This window comes from Chitinibacter sp. SCUT-21, assembly GCA_041874755.1.
Taxonomy (GTDB): Bacteria; Pseudomonadota; Gammaproteobacteria; order Burkholderiales; family Chitinibacteraceae; genus Chitinibacter.
Window position 1 is genome coordinate 537602 of record CP102611.1, and the last position, 24538, is coordinate 562139.

Consider the following 24538-nt stretch of genomic DNA (forward strand, 5'->3'; position numbering starts at 1 on the left):
ATGAAAAAAATCCTCTTAGCCGCACTACTAACGGTAGGCTTTACAAGCCCAGCCATGGCGCTGGATCTCAATAAATTATTAAGTGGCGACACACTCAGCAAAGGCCTCAGTGTGCTCAGCAACACCGGTGAAGCACTTTCAACCGCGACGCGAGGCTTAGGTCCTGCCGAAGAAGAAGCATTAGGACAAAGCGTGATGTCCACCCTGCTGGGTGCAGAACCCTTGCTAAACGACCCCAAAATCCAGCGCTATGTGAATCAAGTTGGGATGTGGGTTGCGATGCAATCGGAGCAGCCCAATCTGAATTGGCGCTTTGGCGTAATTGATTCACCCAATATCAATAGTTTTGCCGCGACAGGTGGTTTTATTTTGATTACGCGCGGTTTGTGGGATCGCTTGCAAACCGAGGCCGAACTGGCAGCCGTTTTAGGCCATGAAATTACCCATGTGGTGCGCAAACATCACGCCAAAGCGATTGCCAGCGCCAAAGGTCAACAAGCCACCTCTGATCTACTTACCTTGGTGGTTGATTACAATAACGGCAAATCTGGTGGCAAATCGTTAGAAAAACTCGGCAAAGCCGGCTCTGAAGTGTTTATACGCGGCCTAGATAAATCCGATGAATACGAAGCCGACGTCAACGGCATGGTACTCGCGGCGCGAGCGGGCTACAACCCGTATGCCTTGGTCAGCGTGTTGCAACTACTGGGCTCAGTTAACCCTAGCGACAATTCGGTCGCGCTAATGTTTAGCACGCATCCGTCACCCAAAGATCGTTTGGACAATATCGATCAAGTTGTCGGAGATCGACTTGAAGATTACGCGGCAGGCGTTGAAACTACCAAACGTTTCAATCAGGTAAAGCGATAAGTACAACTGGCTATTTTTACCAGGCCGCAACTGAGGTTGCGGCCTTATAATTTGGGCATTCACTTCATGGCTATAACACGCCAAACTCGGGGTAACTCATGCATCTGAGCACAACAATTGAAAACTGCATCGCACGCCGCCAGCAATTAGCTAGCCAACTCGCGCCTGGGATTGTGATCATCCCGACAAGCAAAGAACTCGCCCGTAATGCCGATACCACTTATCCATTTCGCTTTGATTCGAGCTTTTACTACCTAACAGGTTTTAACGAGCCCGATGCGGTCTTCGTCCAGATTATTGGTGAAAATACAGTTCAAAACATTCTTTTTTGTCGCCCCAAAGATGAAGAGCGTGAAATCTGGGATGGCTTTCGCTATGGCCCGTCCGCCGCCGCAGATACTTTTGGTTTTGATATCGCCTATTCGCTGGATGATATCGACAGCAAAATGGTTGAACTACTGAAAAACCAACCCCGCATTTACTACCCACTCGCCAAAGAAATGCGCTGGGATCGACAAATCAACCGCTGGTTAAGCAGCGTGCGTGCGCTAGTTCGCACTGGCATTAATGCGCCAGACACCATCGTTGATGTGCGTACCGTGCTTGATGAAATGCGTCTAATCAAATCAGACTTTGAAGTGGGTATCTTGCGCAAGGCTGGATTAATTAACGCTCAGGCACATATACGTGCAATGCAATTTACGCAACCGGGGCAATTTGAGTATCAGGTTGAAGCAGAAATTTTGCATGATTACTACCGACAAGGCTGTCGTGCCCCTGCGTATAACAGCATCGTCGCCAGTGGATCAAATGCCTGTGTTTTGCACTACGGCGAAAACCACGCCCAAATGCGTGACGGAGAGCTGTTACTCATCGACGCTGGTTGCGAACTGCATGGTTACGCCAGCGATATTACCCGCACCTTCCCAGTAAACGGCCGCTTTAGTGGTGAACAAAAAGCCGTTTACGACATCACGCTCGCTGCGCAATACGCGGCACTTGAACAGTGCAAACCTGGCAATACTTGGAATGCACCCCATGACGCGGCAACACAGGTCTTGGCGCAAGGGATGATTGATCTGGGTTTACTCAAAGGCTCACTCGCCGAAGTACTCGAAACTGAAAGCTACCGCCAGTTTTATATGCATCGTACCGGGCACTGGATGGGCCTAGATGTGCATGACGTTGGCGCCTATAAAGTCGATGGGCAATGGCGTCAACTCAAAGCGGGTATGGTACTCACCGTTGAGCCCGGTTTTTATATCCGCCCTGCCGCTAATGTGCCAAGCGCATTTGAAAATATCGGCATTCGGATTGAAGATGATGTTCTAATTAACGAGACAAGTCACGAAAATCTCACCGCTAGCTGCCCGAAAACGGTCGCTGAAATTGAGGCGACGATGGCGGGCTAAATCCAATAAGATCAACTCGACTAAGGCATAAAACAAGAGTCGAGTTGACTTTAACCCCGTCAGTTGGTCTGATCGTTGCCAATGCCTCGCGTCCGGGCGCATTGATCGGTAAAATAGCGGCGCTCAGATCGGGCATCTCACAGTGTTGGAAGCAGCTTATGTTGATTAAACGTTTACCGTTGCATGTGGACATTTTGATTGTCGGCGGTGGCCCGGTTGGGGCCTTATTGGCTCAAAAACTAATCAACAGTGGCCATCAAGCACTGTTGGTTGAAGCCAAATGCGCCGTCGGCAAAGACCCTCGTGCCCTCGCGATTGCCCAGTCAAGCATTGCTGCACTTCACCAAGTCGGACTCTGGTCGGATGAATTGGATGCCACACCAATCCACAAAGTTCACGTTTCTCAAGCGGGGACCTTAGGGCGAACGGTGTTAACGGCTCAAGATTTGGATTTGCCCCAACTTGGCTGCACCATCCCCTACCAATCGCTGGCGCAACATGCCTTGAACACAGTGAGTATGGGCAAGGCTCCACTCGCTCTGGGAATGAAAGTGAGTAAGATCGAGCAATTGGCGCGTTTTGCCCAAGTGACTCTACAAGACAGTCGCGATCACAGCGAACATCACCTCACATGCCGACTTTTGGTGCTGGCGGACGGCGGCCAACTCATCGATCAATTACATGATATTCAGCAAACCATTAAATCGTACGAGCAACACGCGGTGCTGGCAAAAGTAACGCCAAAGCACCCACACCAGGGTATTGCTTTTGAGCGATTTGCTGATGATGGCCCCATGGCATTACTCCCCAATGGTATTGACTACACCCTAGTATGGACGCAAACACCAGAACAAGCAGCTGCGCGTCTAGCGCTGACTGAGCAGGAATTTATCTCCGAAATTGAGCAGCGCTTTGCCGATCGTATTACAGGTTTTAGTGCAGTCAGTGAGCGGGCGAGCTGGCCATTGGCGCTGAAAACGCTGAATTCGGTTGTTGGTGAACGCGTCGTCATGATTGGCAATGCGGCGCAAACCCTCCACCCGGTGGCGGGACAAGGACTTAATCTCGGTTTACGTGACGCCGATACCCTGGCGCAAATTATCTGCCAAACGCCAAAGACTGCCCTAGGTGAAGCTGCAATGCTGCAACGCTATCGCCAGCTACGCTCGCGCGACGCTGGCTTGGTTACCGCCTTTACCGATAGCCTCATTGGCATTTTTGACTCACCAGCCGCACCGATGAAACATGCGCGCAGCTTGGCTTTAATGGCAATCGACCATTGCCAGTGGCTACGCAAAGGCTTTGCTCAGCGGATGGTTCATGGTGCAAGATAAGCAGGCACAGGGCAGATTTGCTTATGCACCTTCTCTAAGAAGCCGTGCCTAAAATGGGGCTTCTTACCCTTTCTCCGCTTTTCCAGATTATTGCGCCAGTGATGATTATTGTGCTTATTGGCTGGCTATACGCGCGCTATCGCGTCGTTGACATGAGCACTGCTAACCGCTTGAACGTTGAGTTGCTCTCCCCGCTTTTAGTCTTCAGTGCAATGACCAGCAAAAATGCGGCGCTTGGCCAATATGGGCAGTTATTGTTATTTGCCACGGTAATCATTTTGAGTAGTGGCGTGGTGGCCTACGCACTTGCCGCACGCTTGGGCTTCAATAAGCTGGCATTTAGTGTGCCGCAAATGTTCACCAATACCGGCAATATGGGGCTACCTTTGTGGCTATTTGCCTTTGGCGAAAGTCACTTCCCCGCCGCTATTGCAATTTTCATTCTGACCAATCTGCTGCATTTCACGCTAGGCATTAAATTATTTAACCGCGCGGCACCATTGAGCGATGTCTTGAAGACGCCGATGATCTGGGCCTTAGCTGCGGGACTACTCGTACAAAACACCGGCTTAGCACTACCGATCTGGCTATTAAAACCGATTAAAATGCTTGGAGAAATTGCCATACCACTGATGTTGTTCGCGCTAGGCGTGCGGATGGCGCAATTTAAAGTGACGCGCTGGGGCGCCGGTTTACTAGGTGGTTTGCTTTGCCCCGCCGTTGGTCTAGCTATAGCCTGGCCCTTAGCGCATTACCTCCCAAGTGGCCAAGCTGGAATTTTACTGCTGTTTGCCGCCTTACCACCCGCGGTACTCAATTACCTGTTTGCCGAGCAATATCAACAAGATCCCGAGTTGGTTGCAGCTTTAGTCGTTGCAGGCACTTTATGTTCATTGGTGTCAATTCCACTGGCACTCTGGCTTGGTTTTAATACCCTAGCCTAGCATGCCGACACAAAACAGGCAGCGCTTATACTAGGGAGCTATACCCTCTGCATTAACATGGCCATCTCAGCGGCATCGAGCGGATGAGAATAAAAATAGCCCTGTAGGGTATCGCACCCAGCACTGCGCAGAGCTTGCATTTGCGCTTCGGTTTCAACCCCTTCAGCCACCACACTCAGACTTAATTTTTTTGCCATCGCAATAATGGTTTGCGCAATCGCCGTGTCATCGTAGTTATGCGGCAAACCTTCAATAAATGAGCGATCGATTTTTAGAATATCCAGCGGCAGGTTTTTCAATTGCGACAACGAGGAGTACCCAGTGCCGAAATCATCGATCGCTAAGCTGACCCCCATTGCTTTGAGCGCATTCATAATCTCTACGGCTTCATTAATACGCCGCATAATCAGGCTTTCGGTCACTTCCAATTCCAGCAAATAGGCGGGGAAACCGGTTTCTGCCAATACACTAGCGACTTGTTCAACCAATACCATGGGCTTAAATTGTCGCACCGATAGATTCACGGCCATTTTCGGCACCAACAAGCCTTGATCTCGCCATGCTTGAGCCGTTTTGCATGCCTGCAATAAAACCCAATGCCCAATCGGAATTATCATGCCAGTTTCTTCGGCAATTGGAATAAATTCCGCCGGTGAAATCCACCCCATTTCAGGGTGTTGCCAGCGTAGTAAACATTCCATGCCACTCAATTGCCCGGTAGCCAAATTCATTTGCGGCTGAAAAACCAGTTGTAATTGCTCACGCTCTAAAGCAAAACGCAAGGCGGCCTGCACAGAGAACTGCTGAGTATTTTGGCTATTCATATCATGCGAGAAAAACTGAAAGGCATTTTTACCAATATCTTTCGCGCGATACATCGCCAAATCGGCGTTGCGCATCAGCTGCGATGCTTGGCCACCATCGTTGGGGTACAAACTAATGCCAATCGAGCCCGTGACAAAGAGTTGCTGGCCATTGATCAAATAAGGCTCAGCAATGGCCTGCAACAGCCGCTCCGCAACGTCATTGACTTGACGGATTAGATGGATATTCTCCAGCACCACAGTAAATTCATCACCACCTAATCTGGCAACAATATCATCTTGTTTTAGGTGCTGAACTAAACGCTGCGCGACGATGCGCAACAACTGATCGCCAATATCATGCCCTAAGGTGTCATTGATTGATTTAAACCGATCCAAGTCAATAAACAGTAAAGCGAGACAGCGACGCTTGGTACTGGCTCGCGTCAAAGCCCGAGCGAGTGCTTCGTGAAATCCATTACGGTTATATAACTCGGTAAGTGAATCATGACTTGCCAAATATTGCGCTTTTTGTTCCGCTTGCTTGCGACTCGTGTAGTCAGAAAAAATCCCCACATAACGCCTAAGTCGACCTTCGTTATCATGCACGGCACTGATCGATAGCCATGCTGGATATAACTCGCCACTTTTACGCTTATCTTGCATTTCGCCTTCCCAATGCCCACTGGCTTCAAGATCGCTGAGCAATTGACCTTGACTGTGATTGGGGTTTCCAGGGCGGGTGTCAAATATTCGGGAAGGACGGCCCAAGGCATCGGCCTCGGAATAGCCGGTAATACGACTAAAGGCAGGATTTACCGCAACCACGTGATGATCTGCGGAAATCATCATGATGCCTTCCGATGCGTGCTGGAAGACCTGCTTAGCTAAGCGTGCATCGGCAACGGCCTGTTCATTTTCGCGCCGAATACTAGACAGCAAAATTCCCATTTGTAACGCCATCGCAAGCAAAATTAATTGCCTAACGATCTCGTCATACGGCAAGGTATTGCCCACCGTTGGGCTGCCTAAGATTAATAGCCAAACTAAGGTTAGGGCTGAGTTCCCAACCTGCCCCAATCGCAAGGCGGACCAGGCCAATAATGGAAAACACAAATAAGTCAGCTGCAAACTACCACGGTCAAAATGCGCCAGCAATAACATCGCGCCCGAGGCTGCAATCGAAACCAAAGTGGTTACTTCGATTAACCAGTTAGCTCTTAACTCATGTCCATCGTGGCGTAGCGCGTAAAAACAGGGTACCAAAATGAGTAAACCCAATGCCTCACCCAACCACAGCATGGCAAAGCTATTGAAGGTGCTGACGCCATTAGGCAACCAATGGGGGAGTAGTTCGGTAATGCTCAGCGCATACACTGCACTGGCGAGACCGGCGCCATACCAGAGCAAGTCTACGGCTTGTTGGGTGCGAAACTCATGCATCGCACTGCGTCTTTTTATTAGATAACACGCCAATGTAGCGCAAAGCGAACGGGTACAAACCCAAACCATCGCCTCACCAAATGACAAGCCCAATAGCATTGCTTGCAGCGCAAACCCCACCACCAAATTAGGTAAGACTCGCCATCCCTGATTGAGACAAGCCAGCAGCGCCACGCCACCGCTTAGGCTTACAACAGCAAAAGCATGCTCGGTTTTTAATAAAGAAAAATCAACCAGGGCGGCACATAGGTAGGCTAGCAACCAAATATGCTGATTAAAATGAAGTCTCACTGTGGCAGGCTACTTTAGAGATTGCTTATCAATTGCGACTATATTTCCTCGTTTCGCATTTTTCGTCTATCTATTCCGATAACACTGAGCATAAGAGCCAACAACTGCTAAAGTATGAGGATGTAACAAAGAGCACAAGGCATGCACGACGATACACTCATCTTTGCCAGCGAAGAGCAAGAACAGCCAGAATGGCAGCCTAGCCCTTGGGCCATCTTGGTGGTGGACGATGACCATGACATCCATTTGAGTACCAGTCTCGTCCTTAAAAACACGCAATTATTAGGGCGAAATGTCGAACTGGTTCATGCATACAGTGCTCATGAAGCATTTGAAATTTTATTGAAGCGTCATGATTTTGCTGTCATTTTGCTCGATGTGGTGATGGAGGATGATTTTGCCGGACTTGATTTAGTCGCCAAAATTCGCAGTATTCTCCATCTAAAAGAAGTGAGGATTATTTTACGCACCGGACAACCTGGCCATGCCCCAGAACCAGGCATTTTCAACCTGCATGACATCAATGATTACCGCTTAAAAACGGAGCTGACCAATAGCCGCTTAATTACCGCCCTCTCTGCTGCACTACGCAGTTATGAGCAAATTTGTGCCATTTCAGCAAATCGGCGGGGCCTAGAAATGATTGTGCGCACGGAAGCGCAACTCATGGAGTGCACAACATTTCAGAATTTTGCACAGGTGATTTTAAATAACGTCCAAGATATTTTTGACCGACCTTGTCTTGGTTTTGTTGCAAAAATCACCTCTGAAGAGCTCAAAAATCAAGATGTTGGCGCCTATTCCAGCTCATTAACAGAAAACCCGGCGACAATTTTAAGTCGACGCCCCCAAACCAACTCCAGTCATGATTTTGATGCGCGTGAAATGTGGCTGCATTTACAGGCAGGTTCTGATCAGGCGGTCGTGTATTTGCAGTTTCCAACCCCTTTAATCGAATTTATCAATCTAGGGCAAATCGCTACGGTTTTCGTCGCCAATGCGTCAGCATGCTTAGGGCATCTTTGCCAATTAGAACGACTGAATTATCTGGCTTACCACGATGAACTCACCCAGCTAGGAAATCGCAGTTGGTTTATTGAGCAACTCGACGACAGAAAATCTAACTTCCAGCATGCCCATGCCGTAGCAATACTCGACATTTGTCGCTTTGCCGACATTAATGACGGCTTGGGTTATGAAGTGGGAAATGCGCTACTCACTTCATTTGCTGGGCGTTTACATGATTGTTTTGCCGATAAAGATGTCCAAATTGCTCGTCTTGGCAATGATGTGTTTGGTGTGCTGGGCCCATTAGCACAGATCAACCCAGATCAGCTTTTTAATCTATTTTTAACTCCACTCCAGGCTTTACAACATTGCATTCCAATCCAAATTTCGATCGGGTTTCGCACAATAGATGATCATAAAATCCGTGGCGTGCAGTTATTAGAGCAGGCCAATATTGCACTTAACTTAGCCAAAAATAAACCTCACCCACGCTGGATGAGTTTTAACCCCGATATGGAAGCACATACGCGTTGGCGACATGACATTATTCGCCAATTACGCACGGCATTTCAGACCAATATCTTACAGGTCTGGTACCAACCGCAAGTTCACCTCCAAACTGATGAAGTCGTCGGGGTTGAAGCACTGCTGCGCTGGCCCGGTGAGGCTGGGTTTATCCAATCTCCAGCGGTTTTTATCCCACTGGCTGAATACTCTGGCCTAATCGTTGAAATGGGCGACTGGGTTCTCGATCAAGCCTGCCAGGCGTATCAGGAACTAAAATCACTCGAAAATGCACCGAAGCGGATGGCAGTCAATATCAGTATGCCGCAGTTTCGAACCGGGCTTTTGAGTAAAAGTATTCAGCAATGCCTGAATAAATATCAACTAGAACCTCACTCGCTCGAATTAGAAATTACCGAGAGCATTGCAATGGATGAGCCTGAAAATGTTCGCAGCTCATTGATGAAATTACGTGCACAAGGGATAGAGATTGCAATTGATGATTTTGGCACAGGCTATTCGTCACTAGGACAACTACATGCACTGCCAATCAGTAGTTTAAAAATCGATAAGAGTTTTATCGATGACATTGATGAAGAAAAATCCGGCCTATACGCAGAGCTTATCATTGGCCTAGCTCAGCGCCTTGGCTTATCAACCGTAGCCGAAGGTGTTGAAACACAGATTCAGGCTCAACGATTGGCGAAATTAGGATGCACCATTGGACAAGGTTATTTTTATGCCAGACCAATGCCGCTAAATGAACTTAAAGCCTGGCTATCAAAGCGAGCAATCAAAAAAAGCCATTGATCTATAGAATCAATGGCCTTTTTGCACGCATCACTCGCACTGGGTCAAAAACTAATGCTTTTCACCATTTTGTACGCCTTTTGAGCCCATAGCCTCAACTTTTACCTTTACCTCAACCACACCGGCCTTCGCAAAAGTTAATTTCAACGGGATTTTCTCGCCCTCTTGCAAAGGCTGCTTGAGGTTGATTAGCATAATATGCAGACCACCTGGGGAAAGCTTCAACTCGCCTTTGGCGGGAATAGTAATTGAAGTCATTTGGCGCATTTTCATCACACCGTCGACCATTTCCATTTTATGCAGTTCAGTCAACTCTGCCACCGTGCTTTCAGCCTTTAGCAAGGTATCACCTTCTGCGCCTAGATTATTCACAGATAGAAAGACCCCGCCCATTTTCGCTGCTGGAGCCGTTGCTCGAGTCCATGGGTGGCCAATTTTGAGTTCACCGACTTGATAGTCATGAGCTAAAGCGGTGCCCATAGTTAACATCAAAGCCAAACCCAACTTCATTCCAGCTTTCATATGCACCTCTAAAAATATCGTTTATTGTAATGTTTGTGCAATATTTTACCTTTTCAAGCCAGTTCTGCCACTTTTTTTTCCGCCTCCAGCACAGGCACGGCGGCTAAACATGCGATAAGTAAATCCCAAAATTGTGCCACGGTGCTGATTTGCACCCGCTCATCAGGAGAATGCGCGCCACGAATAGTAGGTCCGAAAGACACCATTTCCAGATTGGGGTAGGCACGCCCAATCAACCCACATTCTAAGCCGGCGTGAATTACCTTCACCGCAGGAACATCACTATATAAAGCTTGATAAACATCTTGGACTAATTTTAATGCGCCAGAAGCTAAATCAGGCGCCCAACCAGGATAAGCTCCCGATGCCTCAATATTAAGCTGCCCCAACCGCGCCACAGATTCAATCATTGATTGCAATTCCTGCAATCCCAAATCCGTGAGTGAACGTAGCATCAATACCGCCTCAAAACGGCGTCCATCAATACGCACCACGCCAAGATTATTTGACGTTTCCACCACCCCGGCAACCGATGGACTCCAGCGACGAACACCATGTGGTAGGGCCAGTAATAGATCGATCACCAAACGTGTATCAATACGGCTAAGCGTAAGCACCTCTGCCGCTTCGACGGGCTTGCAAGTTAACGCACAGCTTGGCTCACTGAATGCCAACTCTAACTGCACCTGCTCTGCAAACTCTGCGACAAAACGATCAAATTGCACGGCATCGCAGGCAGGAATCGCCACCGTTGCGAAAGCTTCACGGGGCAAAGCATTTCGCAGCGTACCGCCCCGCATCGACACCAGCCTAGGCTCAAACAGGGGTATTGCCTTAGAAATCAATCTAGCCATTACCTTAATAGCATTACCCCTGTCCAAGTGTATATCAACACCAGAATGACCACCTTTCAAACCAGTCACAGCCAGCTCACGGATCACAAAGCCCGCTGGGAGTGGCTCGCTATGCAAAGAACGATTGAGTTCGACATCAACTCCACCGGCGCAACCTACATAAACCTCCCCCCAATCTTCGGTGTCCAGATTGAGCAAGTATTGGCCTTGTAACAAACCGCCTTCTAGCCCCTGCGCGCCCGTCATACCTGCTTCTTCGTCTATGGTTAGCAAAACTTCAATCGGGCCGTGCACCAGATCTTCACTGCCAAGAACAGCCAAAGCGGCGGCAACACCAATGCCATTATCCGCCCCCAAAGTCGTACCGCTTGCCCTTACCCAATCACCATCAATGCGCGGCAAGATTGGATCAGTTAAAAAATCATGCAGGGTAGTTTCATTTTTTTGCGCCACCATATCTAAATGTGCCTGCAAAACCACACCGATACGCTGCTCCATACCAGGGCTAGCCGCTTTGCGAATAATTAGATTGCCCACCTGATCAATTTTAGTGGTCAGATTCTTAGACTGAGCCCAGCCTTGCAGATAATCGCGCAACGCAATTTCATGTTTTGATGGGCGAGGAAATTGGCATATTTGCGCAAAATGTTGCCAAAGTGCTGTGGGGCTTAGCTGTTCAATCGACATACAAGGCTCGTAGTTATACAACGTAATATTAAAACGGTGATTCAGCATATCACTACAGACCCATGAAGCCCACTAGGAGATGCACTGATAGCAGAAATCAAATAAAACCTTGGGTTAAAACAAACTTCTTGTCAGAGATAACCCTTACGATATACCCAACCTTCATCACCAAGCCGAGCGTCATTATGAGCAAAAATCCACCCTTACTCGCGAACGATCCCTACTACGAGGGTGTGCCCGAATATATGACCGAGGTCTACGATTGGGCTTATGTCGACCCGAACTGGGTTAAAGCACTCGATCGTAATATCGTTGTGAAAGTATTGCTGTTTCTAAACGATCAACGTTTAATGCGCCGCTATTTACGCCATATCGAGCCAGGTCAACGTGTCTGGCAGTTAGCACACGTGTATGGAGACCTCGTTCAGCGCGCCGCAGAAAAGGTCGGCCCGCACGGTGCTTTTCACCTTACCGATGTAACACCAATTCAAATTGAGCACGGTAGTAAAAAGCTTAAAGACATGCCTTGGGCCAAAGTCATTCGTAGCGACGCGGCTGATTTTGCAGCTGAAGGTAGTTATGATGTGATTTGCAGTTTTTTCTTACTGCACGAAGTACCCGACGCGAAAAAACGCGAAATCGTCGACCATATGCTCGCGCAAGTGCCCGTCGGCGGTAAAGCAATTTTTGTAGACTACCATAACCCCAAACGCTGGCAACCGATTCGCTATATCCTGAAGGTGGTTAATCACTATCTCGAACCATTTGCCAACGCCTTATGGGAAAACGAAATTAGCAGCTACGCGACAAATGCCGAGCAATTTAACTGGCAAAAAGAAACCATTTTTGCAGGGGTATATCAAGCAGTGGTTGTTACTAGAAAGTCTTGAAGAATATACTCATCAATAAAAAACGACGCTGAATGCGTCGTTTTTTATTAGGCCTCATCATCGAGCACATCATCCGCGGCAGTATGAGGAATCACTTTCACCATCACAATTCTCGGCCCGTTCATTTTTTTGACGACCACGTCAAAGCCTTCAAACTCAATCCGCTCACCCTCAGCCGGAATATCACCCAGCTTCCACTGCACTAAACCGCCAACGGTTTCCGCCTCGGGATGGTCAATATCCATCCCAAGGGCTCGGCCCAGCGAAAACAGCGGCAAGCTGCCTTTGCCCAACAATGAGCCATCGTCTTGCTGCATCCAATCATTACGACTTTGGCGAAACTCATCGCGAATTTCGCCAACCAAGGCTGCAAGCAGATTATCCAAGGTTAAAAAACCCAGTGGCGGCTCGTCGCCATAAGCCACAATCGCAAAATGCGGCGCACCGGCGCGAAAACGACGAAATAACTCCATCACCGGCGTTTCAGGGCTGACCTCTTCGACGGGGCGAACAAAAGCGCGTAAATCTTTAAGCTCGGTATCGCGTAGCTCGGCTAAAAAGAGGTTCTTTAAATGGATAACCCCAAGCACCTGCCCATCTTCATCTACATAGGGATACCGGCTAAAACGCTGCTCTGAGATGGTTTGCAGGTTTTCATCCAGCGTGCGATCGACATGCAATACCGCCGCTTCATGAAACGGCCGCATCAAATCAGCGACTTTGAGGCGGCTAAAATCGAGCGATTGTGCGACCACATTCCATTCGTTGGGGGCCATTTCCTCGTGGTCTTGATTGGTGCGCAAAATCAATTTGAGCTCATCATACGAATAATGACTATCATGCGCGGCATTGGCATCCAACCCGGCCAAGCGCAACACGCTATTGGCGCTACGATTAAGTAACCAAATCGCCGGATACATCAGCCAATAAAAGAAATACAGTGGCGTGGCCGTCCACAGCGCCACACGCTCGGGGCGGCGAATCGCCAATGATTTGGGCGCAAGCTCACCCACCACAATGTGCAAAAAGGAAATCAGCGTAAAGGCAAAGAAAAAGGAAATGCTATGAATTAGCGCTTGAGACTCAACACCAATCAGCAACAACATGGGCTCTAACAAACCGGCAAATGCAGGCTCGCCAATCCAACCCAAGCCCAATGAAGCCAAGGTAATGCCAAGCTGACAAGCCGATAAATACGCGTCGAGCTGGCCATGGACCTTGCGTAAAATCTGCCCACGCCAGCCTGTTTTGGCAATGCTTTGCACCCGAGTTTGCCGCAATTTGACCAGACCAAATTCTGCGGCAACAAAAAAACCATTCAGCGCCACTAAAAACAGCGCAAACACCGTTAATAAAAAATTATCCATAATGCGGGCATTGTTTAGCTAGCCCGTCCGAAATGTCGACCAACTTATTCTAGCTTTTTACGTCCTTTTTCGCGAACCGAGCACGCATTCACGGTAAAATTGCTGCGCTAAACACCCAAAACGCAGCCATGCTTAAGAAAAAACCGCCTCAACGCCCCGTTTCTACTGCTAGACCAACAGTCAAAAGCGCCAATTTGGTTAGCCTAGCGCGCGCCTTATCCAAACTTGGCTTTTGCTCGCGCAGCGAAGGCGAGAAACTGGTTAAAGCGGGTGACGTTACGATTAATGGCAAGGTCTGTGTCGACCCTGAGTTGCGGATTAATATCGAAAAAGATCAGCTAGCAGTGAAAGGGCAAAACGTCGCTGCGCCGCAGTTTATTTATCTAATGCTGAACAAACCGCGCGGCCTGATTACCAGCGCCAACGATGAGCAAGGCCGTACGACGGTGTTTTCCTGCTTTGAAGGAACGCCACTGCCGCACATAGGCCCAGTGGGACGGTTAGATAAAGCCAGCGAAGGATTGCTGCTGTTCACCAACGATACGCGCTGGGCTGCACGCTTAACCGACCCGAGCAGCCATTTGGACAAGATTTATCATGTGCAAATCGATCAACAGGGTGATGAAACATTGATCGAGCGCATGCAGCGCGGCGTACAGATGGAAGATGGCACAATGCTGGCAGCGAAAAAAGTCAGCATTTTGCGCAGCGGCGACAAAAATGCGTGGCTGGAAGTGACGCTAGACGAAGGCAAAAACCGCCATATCCGTCGACTACTCGAAGCCAATGGCATCAACACTTTGCGGCTAATTCGTGTCGCAATTGGCCGCTTACACCTGGGTGAGCTTGCCAAGGGACAGTGGCGTGAATTGGATGCAGAAGACTTGAAAAAGCTAACCCACTAGCAGTATATGACCACAGCTATTTACTGATAATAACTACAGCCATATACCCTATTCAAAATATGGACGGTCGATTGCATACGCGACCAAGGTTTCCAAGGAAATCAAGTCGAGGATATTTTCATGCGTTGCCGCTAAAACGATTTTTGGCGCTGCGCCCTTTTGCAATGCCTCTAACCAGCGCAATGCACATAAGCACCATTGATCGCCGGCTTTCAGCCCTGCGAAGTCATATTCAGGGCGCGGCGTGGATAAATCGTTGCCGGATAGTTTTGAGAATTTTAAAAACTGCTCACTCATCACCGCGCAAACGATATGTTGCCCCCGATCGCTGTCGTGATGACTGCAACAGCCGTCGCGCAAATAGCCTGTTAACGGATCAAAACTGCATGCTTGCAGTGGCTGGCCCAGAACGTTGAGGCTCATCTTTGCTTCCTATTTGAATTTTCATGCCATCAAAACCAACGACCATGCCTGCGGGTAAACGCAAACTGAGCGCGTGGTATTCGAGCTCGTGCGTCATATGAATCATTACAGTTTGCTGAGCGGCGATGCGCTGCGCTAGCGCAATTGCTTGCTCAACCGATAGATGCGTTGGGTGCGGCTTTTCGCGCAAGCAATCTAAGAATAAAACCTTGAGGCCTTGTAGCCGTGCAATGCAGTCTTCGCTCAATTCAGACACGTCGGTCAAATACGCGACACCGCCAATGCGCCAGCCTAGAATGGGCCACTTGCCGTGCATGACAGGGATTGGCTCGATTGTGACGCCTTTAAAGTCAAACGGTTCACTTTCAACTTCGTGCAATTCGAGTACCGGCTTATCCCAAAAATCCGATGGCTTCATCAAGGTGTACAGAAAGCGCTCGCGAATATGCGTCAGCATTAAGCGATTACCAAACGTCGGTAAAGCCGCCTTTTGTAGCCAGCAAAAAGCACGCAGATCATCAATGCCATTTAAATGATCGGCGTGCGGATGGGTATAAAGCACGGCATCAACATGCAGCAGTTGTTCACGCAATGCTTGCTGGCGCAGATCGGGGCCGGTATCGATTAAGAATGTGAAACCACCGGCACGAATCACAGCCGACGCACGCGTGCGAATATTGCGGGCGTCGTTTGAGCTGCACGTTGGACATTGGCAACCGAGCGCAGGGGAGCCACCGCTCGAACCAACACCAAGCAGTAACACTTCCACATCACCTTGCCAACGCACAGCGTTCATTATTTTGCTCGATGAAATAGCTTAAAAAAGTTGTCCGTGGTGGCATCGGCCACCGATTGCAAACTAAGGTCTTTTAATTCTGCAATGTGCTCGGCCACGTGCCGTACCCAAGCGGGCTGATTTTGCTTGCCACGATGCGGCATCGGCGCCAGATACGGTGAGTCGGTTTCAATCAGCAGGCGATCTAGCGGCATTTTACGCGCAACGTCTTTCAGCTCTTCCGCCTTTTTAAACGTCACAATACCCGAAAGGGAAATATAAAACCCCAAATCCATCGCTTGTTGCGCCACTTCCCAGCTTTCAGTAAAGCAGTGCATAACGCCACCGACTTGATCTGCGCCCTCTTCGCGCATAATGCGGATCGTGTCTTCCGAGGAAGCTCGGGTGTGAATGATTAGCGGCAGATTGACCTCACGCGCAGCGCGAATGTGCGTGCGAAACCGTTCGCGTTGCCATTCTAAATCGCCCGTTAAGCGAAAATAATCCAAACCCGTCTCGCCAATGGCAACGACTTTAGGCGTTTGCGCCAACTGAACCAATTGCTCAACACTAGGCTCAGGCGTGTCTTCGTAATCGGGGTGCACGCCAACTGAAGCATAAATATTGTCGTAACGGGCAGCCAGATCCAATACGCTCTGGAGCTCTGGCAAATTTACGGCAACGCACAAGGCATGGCTAACATCGTACTGCTGCATACGCTGCAACAGCCCATCTATGTCTTGCGCTAAATCGGGGAAATTAATATGACAGTGGGAATCTACAAACTTCATGGCAAATCCAAAATAAAAAAGCCGCACCAGCCGGCGCGGCTATCTTGCTGATGATACGCGATTTAATTGAAAAAAGTCGATAAGTCAGCGATTACATTGTATGCGTAGTACGCCCCGACTGCAGATAACCACCGAGTAAATTTTCGATTTTTACTTTCGCTTGATTACCCGCTTCATTGGCAGAAAACTGAACGCCGATACCTTGTTGGTGATTATTCTGCGCGCCAGGCGGTGTAATCCAAACTACATTGCCCGAAACAGCAATCTTGGCTGGATCATCGAGCAGCGACAACAACATAAAGACTTCATCACCCAGGTTGTAGCCTTTATTGGTCGGGATAAAAATGCCGCCGCCTTTAATAAACGGCATATACGAAGCATAGAGCGCCGCTTTTTCTTTGATATTTAGCGACAGCACACCAGGACGAGATGTCGGGACGCGGACTGTATCTTCACTCATAGCATTAACCTCGGCGATCTTGCCCGCGCAGGGCATCAAGATACGCAAATAACAAACCTTCCAGCATTAAACGCTGATTTAAAGGGTGATGCGCTAATTTTTGCGCTTCGTTCAATTCGGTCATTAAATTTAGCAACAAATGCCCACGCGGTGCGACGCGCTGTAATGCATCTTGCCAGTCAGGATAATAGCGAATAACGCCAGTCAAGCCCAAACTGATTACGTCATAAACCCATTTTTGTAGCCAATCAACGAATAAAGAACTATCGAGCTTGGCTTTTTCTAGCTCGGCCGCCAGCATTAATACATTCATTGTGGCTGGCTCAGCCAATTTCTCAAGCAAAGCTGAACGCACAGGCAACCATTCGGCATTAGCATCATCAGCGGCAGCCAGTGGCGCGCCGCCAGTATGCGCCAAATGCAATACCGGGTTCACAACCGATTGCTCCGAGAGCCATTTCATCGCGACTTTTGCATCAGGTATTGTTAGCGGAAAAACACGACAACGGCTGCGAATTGTCGGTAATAGCCGACGCCAATGATCAGAGATCAGAATGAAAACCGCACCCGCTGGCGGCTCTTCGAGTGTTTTTAAAAACGCATTCGCCGCAGAGGTGTTCATCGCCTCTGCGGGCGCGACGATGGTCACACGAACGCCACCACGGTGCGCACTTAGATTTACAAAATCAGTTAATTCACGCACATCATCGACACCAATGACCGCAGATTTTTTCTTAGCCTTTTTGCCTGATTCGGCCTCTTCGCTAGATTCATCCAAATCCGAAGGTTGTAACAAGCGAAAATCGGGATGGTTGCCTGCGACAAACCAACGACAGGCGTCACAAATGCCGCAAGCTTGACTGGCTTTAGTGCGATCTTCACACAGCAAATATTGCGCCAGATAATGCGCCAGAGCGCGCTTACCAATCCCCGCCTCACCAGTAAAAAGCAACGCATGCGGCAAACGATCGCCTTCGCGCAGCAATTCTGCCCATGGCTTTTCTAACCAAGGGTAAGGTAAGTTCAGACTCATTGCACAAACTCATCCATCAGCTGGTGCAACTCGGCTTGGATTTCATCAATAGTGCGATTAGCATTGATCACACGTATGCGCTTTGGGTTGTCTTGCGCACGTTGTAGGTATGCAGCGCGTACATTCGCGTGAAAATCCGCCCGCTCGCGCTCAAAGCGATCCAACGCCCGCGTACCGGCCATGCGGGCTTGGCTTACTTCGAGCGGCACATCGAAAATCAAAGTCAAATCTGGTTCAATCAGCACACCATCATGGTTTTGCACCCACTGCTCCAAGCGTGCAAATCGTTCAATCGATAAACCGCGTCCGCCACACTGATAAGCATAGGTCGCATCTGTGAAACGATCGCAGAGCACCCAATCGCCGCGATTTAACGCAGGTAGAATTACAGCTTGCAGATGTTCATTGCGTGCGGCAAACATCAGCAAGGCTTCAGTTTCTAGATGCATCGCGTCATTGAGCAACAAAGTCCGCAGTTTTTCGCCCAAGGGCGTACCGCCGGGCTCGCGGCTATGCACAAAAGGAATGCCACGTTCAGCAAAATACTTCAACAGCCATTCTAGATGAGTGCTTTTACCAGCCCCATCAATGCCTTCAACAGATATAAAGCGATTTTTGCGCATCTATTCTTCTACGTTTGAATATGCGTTAATTGTCTCATAAGAATGAGTTAAGTAGCCAATTATGAACATCACTATGGAGCATGGGTATAGACTGCCATCACTCCATCTAGCTTGGCTTTAAGTATATACACTCCCACTGCATTTCCGGCGCAAAGCAAAAAGCCCAGCTGATTCAGCTGGGCTTTCTATTAGGGAGTCTGGCAATGACCTACTTTCACACGGGCAATCCGCACTATCATCGGCGCTGAGGCGTTTCACTGTCCTGTTCGGGATGGGAAGGAGTGGGACCACCTCGCTATGGTCACCAGACAAAACTGGCTGAGTTAACTGCTTACCTCATTGGGTTTGCAATCACTCGAAATCAATAGAAGAAGTAATCTTATTTCTCTGTCTTAAACATTCACAATCGGGTCGATTGCACCTGTCGCTTAACGCGTCTCAGGTTATAGGATCAAGCCTCACGGGCAATTAGTATCGGTTAGCTTAACGTATTACTACGCTTCCACACCCGACCTATCAACGTCCTGGTCTCGAACGATCCTTTAGAGGTCTTAAAGACCTAGGGAAGTCTCATCTTGAGGCTAGTTTCGCGCTTAGATGCTTTCAGCGCTTATCTATTCCCGACTTAGCTACCCGGCAATGCCACTGGCGTGACAACCGGTACACCAGAGGTCAGTCCACTCCGGTCCTCTCGTACTAGGAGCAGCCCCCCTCAAACTTCCAACGCCCACTGCAGATAGGGACCAAACTGTCTCACGACGTTTTGAACCCAGCTCACGTACCACTTTAAATGGCGAACAGCCATACCCTTGGGACCGGCTACAGCCCCAGGATGTGATGAGCCGACATCGAGGTGCCAAACTCCGCCGTCGATGTGAACTCTTGGGCGGAATCAGCCTGTTATCCCCGGAGTACCTTTTATCCGTTGAGCGATGGCCCTTCCATTCAGAACCACCGGATCACTATGTCCTGCTTTCGCACCTGCTCGACTTGTCGGTCTCGCAGTTAAGCCGCCTTTTGCCATTACACTATCAGTACGATGTCCGACCGTACCTAGGCGACCTTCGAGCTCCTCCGTTACAATTTGGGAGGAGACCGCCCCAGTCAAACTGCCTACCATGCACGGTCCCCGATCCGGATAACGGACCTAGGTTAGAACCTCAAAGGGGTCAGGGTGGTATTTCAAGGACGGCTCCACAGAAACTGGCGTTCCTGCTTCAAAGCCTCCCACCTATCCTACACAAACCACTTCAAAGTCCAATGCAAAGCTACAGTAAAGGTTCACGGGGTCTTTCCGTCTAGCAGCGGGGAGATTGCATCTTCACAAACACTTCAACTTCGCTGAGTCTCGGGAGGAGACAGTAGGGCCATCGTTACGCCATTCGTGCGGGTCGGAACTTACCCGACAAGGAATTTCGCTACCTTAGGACCGTTATAGTTACGGCCGCCGTTTACTGGGACTTCAATCAAGAGCTTGCACCCCATCATTTAATCTTCCAGCACCGGGCAGGCGTCACACCGTATACATCCACTTTCGTGTTAGCACAGTGCTGTGTTTTTGATAAACAGTCGCAGCCCTCATTTCTCTGCGGCCTCATTGGGCTCCAGTTGTACACCTTCACCTACTAGAGGCACACCTTCTCCCGAAGTTACGGTGTCAATTTGCCGAGTTCCTTCTCCCGAGTTCTCTCAAGCACCTTAGAATTCTCATCCTACCCACCTGTGTCGGTTTGCGGTACGGTTCGATATTAGCTGAAGCTTAGTGGCTTTTCTTGGAAGCAGGGTATCGCTCACTTCGTCTACAAGTAGACTCGTCATCACGCCTCAGTGTTAAAGCAGCCCGGATTTGCCTAAGCCACACACCTACACGCTTAAACCAACTCTTCCAACCGTTGGCTGAGGTAACCTTCTCCGTCCCCACATCGCACTAATACCAAGTACAGGAATATTAACCTGTTTCCCATCGACTACGCATTTCTGCCTCGCCTTAGGGGCCGACTCACCCTGCGCCGATGAACGTTGCGCAGGAAACCTGGGGTTTTCGGTGAGGGGGCTTTTCACCCCCTTTATCGCTACTCATGTCAGCATTCGCACTTCTGATACCTCCAGCATCCTTCTCAAGACACCTTCACAGGCTTACAGAACGCTCCTCTACCATATGTACATCGTACATATCCGCGTCTTCGGTTATCAATTTGAGCCCCGTTACATCTTCCGCGCAGGACGACTCGACCAGTGAGCTATTACGCTTTCTTTAAATGATGGCTGCTTCTAAGCCAACATCCTGGCTGTCTATGCCTTCCCACCTCGTTTTCCACTTAATTGATCATTTGGGACCTTAGACGGCGGTCTGGGTTGTTTCCCTCTTGTCCCAGGACGTTAGCACCCCAGGACTGTCTCCCATGCTCGCACTTGACGGTATTCAGAGTTTGCCATGGTTTGGTAAGTCGCGATGACCCCCTAGCCATAACAGTGCTTTACCCCCGTCAGTGATACATGAGGCACTACCTAAATAGTTTTCGAGGAGAACCAGCTATTTCCAAGTTTGTTTAGCCTTTCACCCCTAGCCACAGCTCATCCCCTGACTTTGCAACGTCAGTGGGTTCGGACCTCCAGTGCGTGTTACCGCACCTTCATCCTGGCCATGGCTAGATCACTTGGTTTCGGGTCTACGCCCAGCAACTATGCGCCCTATTCGGACTCGGTTTCCCTACGCCTCCCCTATTTGGTTAAGCTTGCTACTGAACGTAAGTCGCTGACCCATTATACAAAAGGTACGCAGTCACAGAACAAGTCTGCTCCCACTGTTTGTATGCATCCGGTTTCAGGTTCTATTTCACTCCCCTCCCGGGGTTCTTTTCGCCTTTCCCTCACGGTACTGGTTCACTATCGGTCGATGATGAGTATTTAGCCTTGGAGGATGGTCCCCCCATCTTCAAACAGGATTTCTCGTGTCCCGCCTTACTTATCGTACGCTTAGTACCACAATTGTGTTTTCATATACGGGGCTATCACCCACTATGGCCGGACTTTCCATTCCGTTCTATTAACACGACTGTTATCACGTACAGGCTCTTCCCATTTCGCTCGCCACTACTTTGGGAATCTCGGTTGATTTCTTTTCCTGCGGTTACTTAGATGTTTCAGTTCACCGCGTTCGCTCTACATCACCTATGTATTCAGTGATGAGTGACCCAAAAGGGCCGGGTTTCCCCATTCGGAAATCGTGGGATCAAAGCACTTTGCCAGCTCCCCCACGCTTATCGCAGGCTATCACGTCCTTCGTCGCCTATCATCGCCAAGGCATCCACCAGATGCACTTATTCGCTTGATCCTATAACCTCAAACACGTTTTACCGTATCATCGGTTTAGAGTATCGGTATTTACGACTTGTTGAATGAGTTCTCACGTCATTCAACGCTGATCTTTCGATCAGAGATACAATCAACCCAATTTATTTACTGTTCACACCAAGTTGCCTTGATGCTCACATTGTTTAATTAGGAGATATTACTTCTTCTATTTTGTTAAAGAACGATACAGATGCCAAAGGCATTCTGATTTAAGAAACCAGAACAAAATAAACAAACCAGAATAAATCTGCTTGCTCACTGAATTCTGAACTCTTGTGATTGGTGGAGGATGACGGGATCGAACCGACGACCCCCTGCTTGCAAAGCAGGTGCTCTCCCAACTGAGCTAATCCCCCAATCTGGCATTACAAAGCTGTTTCCACTGATGAATCAATGGTGGGTCAAGCTGGAATCGAACCAGCGACCCCCGCCTTATCAAGACGGTGCTCTAACCGACTGAGCTACTGACCCAGCTTTTGTCTTCACTAGATCATCTCTAACTTCGCGATTACTTTTAGATAATCTACGCCGCCAGAGCTACTGACCCAGCTTCCAACCAAGTCCGTAACCCTGCAATGAATTGCTTCATTGCTCAGCTACTTTCTCTGTATCTTCAAACTCTACAGCCGATGAGTGTGAGTACTTGACCCGAAGGTCTTTTCTCTTGAAAGGAGGTGATCCAGCCGCAGGTTCCCCTACGGCTACCTTGTTACGACTTCACCCCAGTCATGAATCCCACCGTGGTAAGCGGCCTCCTTACGGTTAGCCTACCTACTTCTGGTGAAACCCACTCCCATGGTGTGACGGGCGGTGTGTACAAGGCCCGGGAACGTATTCACCGCGACATGCTGATCCGCGATTACTAGCGATTCCGACTTCATGCACTCGAGTTGCAGAGTGCAATCCGGACTACGATCGGTTTTGTGAGATTGGCACCCCCTCGCGGGTTAGCGACCCTCTGTACCGACCATTGTATGACGTGTGAAGCCCTGGTCATAAGGGCCATGAGGACTTGACGTCATCCCCACCTTCCTCCGGTTTGTCACCGGCAGTCCCACTAAAGTGCTCAACTGAATGGTAGCAACTAGTGGCAAGGGTTGCGCTCGTTGCGGGACTTAACCCAACATCTCACGACACGAGCTGACGACAGCCATGCAGCACCTGTGTTACGGTTCCCGAAGGCACTCCTCTATCTCTAAAGGATTCCGTACATGTCAAGACCAGGTAAGGTTTTTCGCGTTGCATCGAATTAATCCACATCATCCACCGCTTGTGCGGGCCCCCGTCAATTCCTTTGAGTTTTAGTCTTGCGACCGTACTCCCCAGGCGGTCTACTTCACGCGTTAGCTGCGTTACTAAGCTCCGAAAAGCCCAACAACTAGTAGACATCGTTTAGGGCGTGGACTACCAGGGTATCTAATCCTGTTTGCTCCCCACGCTTTCGTGCATGAGTGTCAGTATCAGCCCAGGGGGTTGCCTTCGCCATCGGTGTTCCTCCACATCTCTACGCATTTCACTGCTACACGTGGAATTCCACCCCCCTCTGCCGTACTCTAGTTAGCCAGTTCACAATGCAATTCCCAAGTTGAGCTCGGGGATTTCACATCGTGCTTAACAAACCACCTGCGCACGCTTTACGCCCAGTAATTCCGATTAACGCTTGGACCCTACGTATTACCGCGGCTGCTGGCACGTAGTTAGCCGGTCCTTATTCTTCAGGTACTCTCATCCCCGGTGGGTATTAGCCACAAGGATTTGCTCCCTGACAAAAGCGCTTTACAACCCGAAGGCCTTCTTCACGCACGCGGCATTGCTGGATCAGGCTTGCGCCCATTGTCCAAGATTCCCCACTGCTGCCTCCCGTAGGAGTCTGGACCGTGTCTCAGTTCCAGTGTGGCGGATCGTCCTCTAAGACCCGCTACTGATCGTTGCCTTGGTAGGCCTTTACCCCACCAACTAGCTAATCAGCCATCGGCCGCTCCAATAACAAGAGGTCTTGCGATCCCCCTCTTTCCCCCGTAGGGCGTATGCGGTATTAGCTATCCTTTCGGATAGTTATCCCCCATTACTGGGTACGTTCCGATGTATTACTCACCCGTTCGCCACTCGCCACCAGACCGAAGTCCGTGCTGCCGTTCGACTTGCATGTGTAAAGCATGCCGCCAGCGTTCAATCTGAGCCAGGATCAAACTCTTTCGTTTAATCTCTGCTATTTTTACTACTTGGCTTGTACTTCAATACTCAAAGAAAGAAACGAGATGAACAATTAAGTTCGTCTTGTTTATTTCCTATCATCTGAGTGCAAGCACTTGTTTCGACTTACGAATCAAGCACTCACACCCATCGGCTGTAATTTGTTAAAGATCGGTGCGAGACAGAGAGAAACATCACTTCGTTTCGCTGCGTCATCAGCAGAGAGGCCGAACTATACCCAC

The 24538-nt window shown here is 49.3% G+C and carries 17 protein-coding genes, 2 tRNA genes and 3 rRNA genes; 7 read left to right on the forward strand and 15 right to left on the reverse strand.

The features are described from left to right. The 4 genes from NT239_02490 to NT239_02505 all read left to right on the forward strand — a co-directional run bounded on the left by NT239_02490 (position 1) and on the right by NT239_02505 (position 4560). The gene (locus tag NT239_02490; GenBank protein ID XGA71731.1) at positions 1 to 870 is read left to right on the forward strand and encodes a M48 family metalloprotease; all 870 of its coding nucleotides are present in this window, start codon (positions 1 to 3) and stop codon (positions 868 to 870) included. 98 nt (positions 871 to 968) lie between these two features. Beyond that, the gene (gene pepP, locus NT239_02495; GenBank protein ID XGA71732.1) at positions 969 to 2282 is read left to right on the forward strand and encodes a Xaa-Pro aminopeptidase; all 1314 of its coding nucleotides are present in this window, start codon (positions 969 to 971) and stop codon (positions 2280 to 2282) included. Positions 2283 to 2440: 158 nt separating this feature from the next. Then, the gene (locus tag NT239_02500; protein ID XGA71733.1) at positions 2441 to 3616 is read left to right on the forward strand and encodes an FAD-dependent monooxygenase; all 1176 of its coding nucleotides are present in this window, start codon (positions 2441 to 2443) and stop codon (positions 3614 to 3616) included. 101 nt (positions 3617 to 3717) lie between these two features. Beyond that, a complete protein-coding gene (locus tag NT239_02505) occupies positions 3718 to 4560 on the forward strand; it encodes an AEC family transporter (GenBank protein XGA71734.1) in 843 nt (280 codons plus the stop codon). Positions 4561 to 4598: 38 nt separating this feature from the next. Here the strand turns inward: NT239_02505 and NT239_02510 are convergent, their stop codons facing one another. Next, positions 4599 to 7067 (reverse strand): EAL domain-containing protein, encoded by a 2469-nt coding sequence (locus NT239_02510; GenBank protein XGA71735.1) that lies wholly within the window; start codon positions 7065 to 7067, stop codon positions 4599 to 4601. Between the two features lie 171 nt (positions 7068 to 7238). Here NT239_02510 and NT239_02515 point away from each other — a divergent pair, with 171 nt between their 5' ends. After that, entirely contained in the window at positions 7239 to 9419 is a 2181-nt protein-coding gene (locus tag NT239_02515; protein XGA71736.1) for an EAL domain-containing protein, read from the forward strand. A 51-nt stretch (positions 9420 to 9470) separates the two neighbouring features. Here the strand turns inward: NT239_02515 and NT239_02520 are convergent, their stop codons facing one another. Both NT239_02520 and NT239_02525 read right to left on the reverse strand, forming a co-directional pair. Continuing rightward, the gene (locus NT239_02520) at positions 9471 to 9941 is read right to left on the reverse strand and encodes a copper chaperone PCu(A)C (GenBank protein XGA71737.1); all 471 of its coding nucleotides are present in this window, start codon (positions 9939 to 9941) and stop codon (positions 9471 to 9473) included. A gap of 53 nt (positions 9942 to 9994) precedes the next feature. Then, positions 9995 to 11482, reverse strand: a complete 1488-nt coding sequence (locus NT239_02525) for an aminoacyl-histidine dipeptidase (protein ID XGA71738.1) — start codon at positions 11480 to 11482, stop codon at positions 9995 to 9997. 185 nt (positions 11483 to 11667) lie between these two features. Between NT239_02525 and rquA the strand changes: the two genes are divergently transcribed. After that, the gene (gene rquA / locus NT239_02530) at positions 11668 to 12372 is read left to right on the forward strand and encodes a rhodoquinone biosynthesis methyltransferase RquA (GenBank protein ID XGA71739.1); all 705 of its coding nucleotides are present in this window, start codon (positions 11668 to 11670) and stop codon (positions 12370 to 12372) included. A gap of 47 nt (positions 12373 to 12419) precedes the next feature. Here rquA and NT239_02535 read toward each other — a convergent pair whose 3' ends face one another. Next, positions 12420 to 13739, reverse strand: coding sequence for a hemolysin family protein (locus tag NT239_02535; GenBank protein XGA71740.1), 1320 nt, complete (start codon positions 13737 to 13739; stop codon positions 12420 to 12422). A gap of 128 nt (positions 13740 to 13867) precedes the next feature. Between NT239_02535 and NT239_02540 the strand changes: the two genes are divergently transcribed. Continuing rightward, complete coding sequence (locus NT239_02540) at positions 13868 to 14644, forward strand: rRNA pseudouridine synthase (GenBank protein ID XGA71741.1); 777 nt, start codon at positions 13868 to 13870, stop codon at positions 14642 to 14644. 48 nt (positions 14645 to 14692) lie between these two features. On the opposite strand, the gene NT239_02545 is transcribed toward NT239_02540, so the two are convergent. The 11 genes from NT239_02545 to NT239_02595 all read right to left on the reverse strand — a co-directional run bounded on the left by NT239_02545 (position 14693) and on the right by NT239_02595 (position 24304). Next, complete coding sequence (locus tag NT239_02545; protein ID XGA71742.1) at positions 14693 to 15067, reverse strand: DUF2237 domain-containing protein; 375 nt, start codon at positions 15065 to 15067, stop codon at positions 14693 to 14695. Then, positions 15021 to 15863 carry an MBL fold metallo-hydrolase gene (locus NT239_02550; GenBank protein ID XGA71743.1) on the reverse strand — a complete coding sequence of 281 codons (843 nt, stop codon included), beginning with the start codon at positions 15861 to 15863 and terminating at the stop codon, positions 15021 to 15023. The genes NT239_02545 and NT239_02550 overlap by 47 nt, the downstream gene beginning before the upstream one ends. Further along, the gene (locus tag NT239_02555) at positions 15863 to 16633 is read right to left on the reverse strand and encodes a TatD family hydrolase (protein ID XGA71744.1); all 771 of its coding nucleotides are present in this window, start codon (positions 16631 to 16633) and stop codon (positions 15863 to 15865) included. The genes NT239_02550 and NT239_02555 overlap by 1 nt, the downstream gene beginning before the upstream one ends. 91 nt (positions 16634 to 16724) lie before the next feature. Next, positions 16725 to 17093, reverse strand: a complete 369-nt coding sequence (locus NT239_02560; GenBank protein ID XGA71745.1) for a PilZ domain-containing protein — start codon at positions 17091 to 17093, stop codon at positions 16725 to 16727. A 4-nt stretch (positions 17094 to 17097) separates the two neighbouring features. Next, complete coding sequence (gene holB / locus NT239_02565; GenBank protein ID XGA71746.1) at positions 17098 to 18126, reverse strand: DNA polymerase III subunit delta'; 1029 nt, start codon at positions 18124 to 18126, stop codon at positions 17098 to 17100. After that, on the reverse strand, positions 18123 to 18749 hold the full coding sequence (tmk, locus tag NT239_02570; GenBank protein XGA71747.1) for a dTMP kinase: 627 nt from the start codon (positions 18747 to 18749) through the stop codon (positions 18123 to 18125). The genes holB and tmk overlap by 4 nt, the downstream gene beginning before the upstream one ends. Positions 18750 to 18944: 195 nt before the next feature. Beyond that, a 5S ribosomal RNA gene (gene rrf, locus NT239_02575) occupies positions 18945 to 19058 on the reverse strand. A gap of 138 nt (positions 19059 to 19196) precedes the next feature. Continuing rightward, a 23S ribosomal RNA gene (locus tag NT239_02580) occupies positions 19197 to 22083 on the reverse strand. A gap of 300 nt (positions 22084 to 22383) precedes the next feature. Beyond that, positions 22384 to 22459 (reverse strand) — tRNA-Ala (locus NT239_02585). 38 nt (positions 22460 to 22497) lie between these two features. Next, positions 22498 to 22574: transfer RNA gene (locus NT239_02590), tRNA-Ile, on the reverse strand. Positions 22575 to 22770: 196 nt separating this feature from the next. Further along, positions 22771 to 24304 (reverse strand): 16S ribosomal RNA (locus tag NT239_02595). The 16S, 23S and 5S rRNA genes sit together here with 2 tRNA genes alongside, the layout of an rRNA operon. Positions 24305 to 24538 lie beyond the last annotated feature (234 nt).